Below are 6,647 nucleotides of genomic sequence, written 5' to 3' on the forward strand. Positions count from 1 at the left end.
CCCAATTCAAAAAAGTTAGCTGTCGTGCTGATTTTATCCGCTTCAAGATTCAGTAACCCTGACCAAATATTGACTAATGCTTTTTCCGTATCCGTTTGTGGCCCTACATACTCTCCTTGTAATAAACTGTCATCTGCTTGCGGTAATGATTTCCTATCTACTTTTCCATTTGCCGTTAATGGCCATTCTTCTATTTTTACAAATGCACTCGGCACCATATAATCTGGCATACGAGTAAGCAAACTCCCTTTTATTTCTGCCAACTGTGCTAACACTGCCTTTTCAACATCCGCTGTCTCATGCATGAGTGATAATTTAACATAGCCAATCAGCTGCTTGCCTCCTGAACTTGTCTCTTTTGCTACAACTAAAGCCGAATCAACCCGCTCATCTTGGTTTATCTGATATTCTATTTCACCCAGCTCAACCCTGAACCCTCTGATTTTTATTTGTGCATCAATACGCCCTATAAACTCTATATTGCTATCCTTAAGGTATCTTACTAAATCTCCTGTTTTATATAAGCGTCTACTACTATTTGGTTTACTCTCATCATAATATGGATTATCAATAAACCGCTCTGCCGTTAATTCTGGGCTATTTAAATACCCTCTTGCCAGCCCATCGCCACCAACACATAACTCGCCAGTCGCGCCCATTGGTAACAAATTACCCTCATCTGACATGATAACAACTTGGTCTCCTGATAACGGACGACCTATTGCGATTGGACTGTCTCCTTCTAAGACTTTTGGTATTTGATAACAACATGTAAACGTTGTATTTTCTGTTGGACCATAACCATTTATCAAAGTAACCTGTGGCAACATCTTTTGCACTCGCATCACAGCATCAGGATTCAGAACATCACCCCCTGCTAATACCCATTTTAATGTCGTCGCTTTATCGCTTACTCGGCTCCACTCACTAAATAATCCCGCCGTTAACCAAAGTGCATTTACCTGTTCACTTACAATAATCTCATTTAATCTATTAATATCGAGATATCTTTCTGGATAAAGGATACATTTACCGCCATTGAGTAACCCCCCCCAAATCTCAAGCGTTGCTGCATCAAAAGCAATATTCGCACTTTGTAAGAAGACCGTATCCTGATCCAATGGCATAAAGTTCGGATTAATTACCAATCTACTCACTGCAATATGAGGTGTTAATACACCTTTAGGGTTTCCTGTCGAGCCTGACGTGTAAATCACATACGCCAAATGACTTGAATTAAGCCCAAGCTCCCTCGTCTCTAGGTTATCTATCGCAAAATCATCAAATACGCTCTGTATGTGTGGCGCTTTTTGCCCTAAACCATCGAGACATAACGCGTGTGCATTTCCAAAAGACACTTCCTTTTGTACATGCGACAAAGTTAATACAACATTTAACCCTGCATCTTCCAACATATAATCTAAACGCGCTTTAGGATAATCAGGGTCCATTGGTACATAAGCACCCCCTGCTTTGAGTATCCCTAGCATACCTATCATCATTTCTATTGAGCGCGTAATGCACAAACCAATAAGCGTATCCGCTTTTACTTGATGATGTGCAACTAAATAATGTGCTAGTTGGTTTGCTTTTTCATTCAGCTCTTTATAGGTCAATTTTTTATCTTTAAAGACAACTGCAGTCGCATTAGGTGTATTTTTTGCCTGCTGCTCAAAAAGTTCATGAATACATTTATTTTTAGGGTGATCCTCCTGAGTTTCATTTAACGTATTTAAAAGGTAGTTTTCCTCTCCCTGTGACAACATAGGTAAGCGATGAAGGACTGACTGCCCTTTCATTTGACTTAACCCTTCCAATAAACAGCACAAATGCGTGTTCAACTGACTGATATACTGCTCAGAGAATAAATGAGTATCATAGGTCCAATTTAAACCCACACCTTGCTCACTGATACTTAAGTCAATGTTCAAATCAAATTTTGCCTGGATAAAATCGGACTGATACGGCTGAATGCCGACACCGGGCAATTGCAATGACGCAATATTATGGTTGTCATTAACGCCATAATCCGTGGTGGTGGTCATCATAATTTGGAACAACGGCGTATGCGCAGTGCTTCTGGGCGTCTTTAATCGCTCTACCAGCTGCTCAAAGGGCACATCCTGATTTGACTGAGCATCTAAATGAACTTGTCTTATATGTGTAAAATAATCAGATAAAGTTTCTTTTTTGGTATCAACTCGTAATACTAAGGTATTAACAAAGAAACCAATTAAAGACTCAAGTTCAGGTTTTAACCTATTTGCCATAGGTGTACCAATAACAATGTCAGAGCGGTTACTGTGGCGAGATAAAAGTAATGACAACGCACCATGTAATAACATAAATGGTGTTATCTCATGTTCTTTAGTTAACACATCTAACTGCTTAGAAATGATGGCTGGCAACTGCCCTGTGATAATTGCACCTGTATTTTTTTTAACTTGTGGGCGAATTTTACATAAAGGTAGAGAGTGTATCGCAGGTAATTCATCTAATTGCTTTTCCCAGAAACTTAATTGCGACTCTAATACCTCACCTTCTAAAAACTCTCTTTGCCAATGGGCATAATCGACATATTGAATATCAAGTTCAGGTAATGGGCTTTGGAGACCTTCACTATAAGCATGATATAAAGCAATAAATTCTTTAGTTAATATTTCCATTGACCAGCCATCGGAGGCAATGTGGTGAATATTAAAAATCAACACCCCTGCATCGGCTGTTTTTTTAACATAGCTAACTCTTAGCATTAAATCTGTACTTAAATCAAATACCGCTGTGATATTTGACTCAACAATATTCTTAACTGCTGATATTAACGTCTCACCCGTGAGATGAGTTAAATCTTCGACTGTAATATCAAAATCAACATCTGACATGTTGCGAATATACTGAAGCGTTTCCCCTGATTTCTCTTTATATAAGGTACGTAAGACCTCATGTCGTTCAATAATGGTATTAAATACTTTGGTGACCAAAGTAATATTCAGCTCACCTGACACATTAAATGCTATGGGCATATTATACTCAGATGAACCTCCTTGTAGGCTATCAATAAACCATAATCGCTGTTGAGCAAATGAAACTTGTGCTTTATCACTATTTCTAACTTGCGCAATAATTGGGGGGCGGGCTAGGTGATCTGAACTTTGTTTTATGATATTTGCCAGTGCCTTCAATTGGGCATTCTCAAAAATATTCATGATCGATACTTCAACTTCAAAACGTTTACTAATTTCAGATATTAAGCGGATGGTCAATAATGAATGCCCACCTAAATGAAAGAAATTTGCTGTAATGCCAATGGACCCCACATTAATATTTAATAACTGCGCCCAAATATCTGCAAGAATTAACTCTATTTCAGTACTTGGTGCTATATATTCACTTTGTAAAGCACTGCCATCGGGCGCGGGTAACGCATTTCTGTCAATTTTACCATTTGGTGTTAATGGCCACTCGCTAACAACCATAAGAATATTCGGTATCATGTACTCTGGTAGTTGTTGTTCTAAAGACACTTTAGTCTGAGCAACATAACTTGTTAGTTCTTTTTCACCGAAGGAAGTGACTGGTTTTATATAACCTACCAATTGCTGACTACCAGCAAGTTCTTTAGTTATTACTAAGGCCGAATCTACTAACTCAAGTTGTGACAACTGAGCTTCAAGTTCACCTAACTCAATTCTAAAACCGCGTATTTTTACTTGATTATCTGCTCTCCCTATAAATTCAAGATCACCCTCAGGTAAATAGCGAACTAGGTCCCCTGTGCAATACAAATATTTTGAGCTGTTTGGTATTACTTCATCATAAAAAGGGTTCTCTATAAAACGTTCTTCTGTGAGCTCTGAACGATTTAAATATCCTCGAGTTAAGCCATCACCACCTAAATATAATTCACCTGATGAACCCAAAGGCACCAGTTTCTGGTTGTCATCCAATATCAAACCTTGGCTATTTGAAATCACTTTACCAATATGTGGCGGTGTCTCTACAATATCTTCGTAACGTGCATATGTTGAATATGTTGTATCTTCTGAAGGACCATATAAATTGCAAACCACCACATCAGGATAACTTGCCAAGATGCCATTGACCAAAGCACCTCTAAGCGCCTCACCAGCTAAATTAATGACCTTAACATTACTTGGAACCGCCTTCATTTTAAGAAGCGCATCCATTGCCGACGGAACTGTATTTAATAATGTTATATCGCTTACAAAATTTCCAGTAGCAACATCTAATATATTCTTTACTATTCGTAGTTTAGTGCCTGCGCTTAAGGGTAAAAACAATTCATATATTGATAAATCAAAGTTCAATGACGTTGATGCCAATACAACATTAAGCTCTTCCTTAGAGTAAGTATCTAACGCCCAATATAACATAGAAACAGTGTTACGATGTTCAACCATGACCCCTTTAGGCTGACCCGTAGAACCAGACGTATAAATAACATAAGCTAAGCTAGAAACTGTTGTCTCGATCTGTGAGAGGGCTAGATTTTCAGCAGAGAATTGCGTATATGAATAGGTTACATTATCTGCTTTAACTGCATCCAATCCATCTAGAGCTAAAATAAAGCCATTAAAGTCAACTAAAACATCTTGCACTTGAGTTTGACTTATCACCACATTCAGCGATGCATCTTTAAGCATATAATTAATACGCTCTTGCGGATAACTTGGATCAAGTGGGACATAAGCCCCACCAGACTTCAAGATCCCAAGAATACCTATCACCATTTCCAATGAACGTTCAACACACAAACCCACGAGTGTATCAGGTGTAATATGATGATTTTCCCTTAAGTAATGTGCTAATTGATTTGATTTTTCATTCAGTTCTTTATAAGTCAGTTGTTTATCTTCAAAGACAACAGCAATATCATTTGGTTTATCTTTTGCTTGTTGCTCAAAAAGTTCATGAATACATTTATCCTTAGGATAGTCTATTGTTCGATCATTTAATTTATGCACTAAATAATCGACTTCCTTTTCTGAAAGCATAGATAAATCATCAAGGAAAGGCCTTGATGATTTTTGCATTTTGCTTAATCCTTCAAGTAAACGACAAAGATGATCATTCAACTGTTTTATATGTTGCTCTTTGAATAAATTGACATCATAAATCCAGCGAGTTATAAGGCCTTCATCACTGATTTTCATATCAATATTTAAATCAAAAGCAGCAGTTACTGATTCTGATTGTAATGGACTCAAACTGATCCCTGGTAAGTTGAATGACTCACTTTCTTGTAAATTATTAAGGCCATAATCAGTATTGGTTGTTAGCATAATTTGAAATAATGGGTTGTGAGCAGATGTTCTAGGTATATTTAACCGCTCAACCAATTTTTCAAATGGCACTTCTTGATTTGACTGTGCATCTAGGTGCACCTGACGTACATGTGCTAAATAGTCATCTAAATATAAATGTTGGGTATCAAGCCTTAATACTAAGGTATTTACAAAAAAACCAATCAAGGGCTTAAGTTCTGCCTGCATCCGATTTGCAACAGGTGTACCAATCACAATATCACAGCTATTGCTATGGCGAGACAAAACTAAAGCAAGTGCGCTATGCAATAACATAAATGGCGTTAAGTGATACTGCTTTGCAAGTGTCAATAGATTTACCGCAATCTCTTTTGGCAACTGAGTTGAAATCATGCCCCCTTCATCATTTTTTGTTTCAGATCTTGGATTATCTAATGGTATAGAATGCAGTAGCGGCAACTCTGCCAATTGTTTTTCCCAATAGCGAATTTGTGCTTTCTGCGCTTCTCCTTTGAATAATTTATTTTGCCATTGTGCATAATCTGCATACTGTATTTCAAGCACCGGTAATGGATTTTCTATGCCTGTTGCAAAAGCCTGGTACAAAGTAAAAAACTCTTTACTTAATACTTCCATCGACCAGCCATCAGAGGCTATATGATGCATGTTAAATAATAAAACACCTTGCTGTATCTGCTCAAGCTTTTCGTTTTCATTCGTAAGTAAAATATAGCTTACTCTGATCATCAAATCTGATTGCAAGTTAAATGGCGTTTGTACATCTGAATCAATCAGAGATTTTAGCGTAACCTTACGTGCTTCGTCTGTAAGCCCTGTTAAATCATGATGTGATAAACTAAAATTAAAATTACTTTTAATATGTTGTAAGCCTGCATTATCACCTTTTATATATACCGTACGTAGTATTTCATGACGTTGTATTATTTCACTGATCACAGACTCTACCAGTTGAGTATCAAGTTTCCCCTCAACTTTAAAAGCCACAGGTATATTATATTCAGGTGAACCAGATTGTAATTTATCGATAAACCACAATCGCTGCTGAGCAAAAGAAAGTTCGCTTTTGTTATTTAAGTGAGAAACGCTTGTGATTTGATTATTAGAAAGGTTTTCAACATTTTTTCTATCTTTAATAAATTCGATTACAGCTATTTTATTTTGTTTTAAAAAAGTCTTATCTGCTGCTTCAAGTGACTTTAAATTTCCTTTTACCTGTAGTTTATTATCTGCAAGGCTAAGCGTAACCCCTTTCTTAAGTAAAGAAAGAATGTAATTTTTCATATTAATTTCTACTCAATTATAAAAATAATTTTCCTATTAATTCCATCTAACATTTCAAAA

The 6,647-nt window shown here is 36.9% G+C and carries 1 protein-coding gene; it reads right to left on the bottom strand.

The features are described from left to right. Positions 1-6,587, bottom strand: a 6,587-nt coding sequence (locus BM088_RS18295; RefSeq protein ID WP_091987978.1) for a non-ribosomal peptide synthetase, incomplete at its 3' end; no start/stop codon positions are given. Positions 6,588-6,647: the final 60 nt, after the last annotated feature.

Origin of the sequence: Pseudoalteromonas denitrificans DSM 6059 (genome assembly GCF_900112265.1) — a bacterium.
GTDB classification, from domain to species: Bacteria; Pseudomonadota; Gammaproteobacteria; order Enterobacterales; family Alteromonadaceae; genus Pseudoalteromonas; species Pseudoalteromonas denitrificans.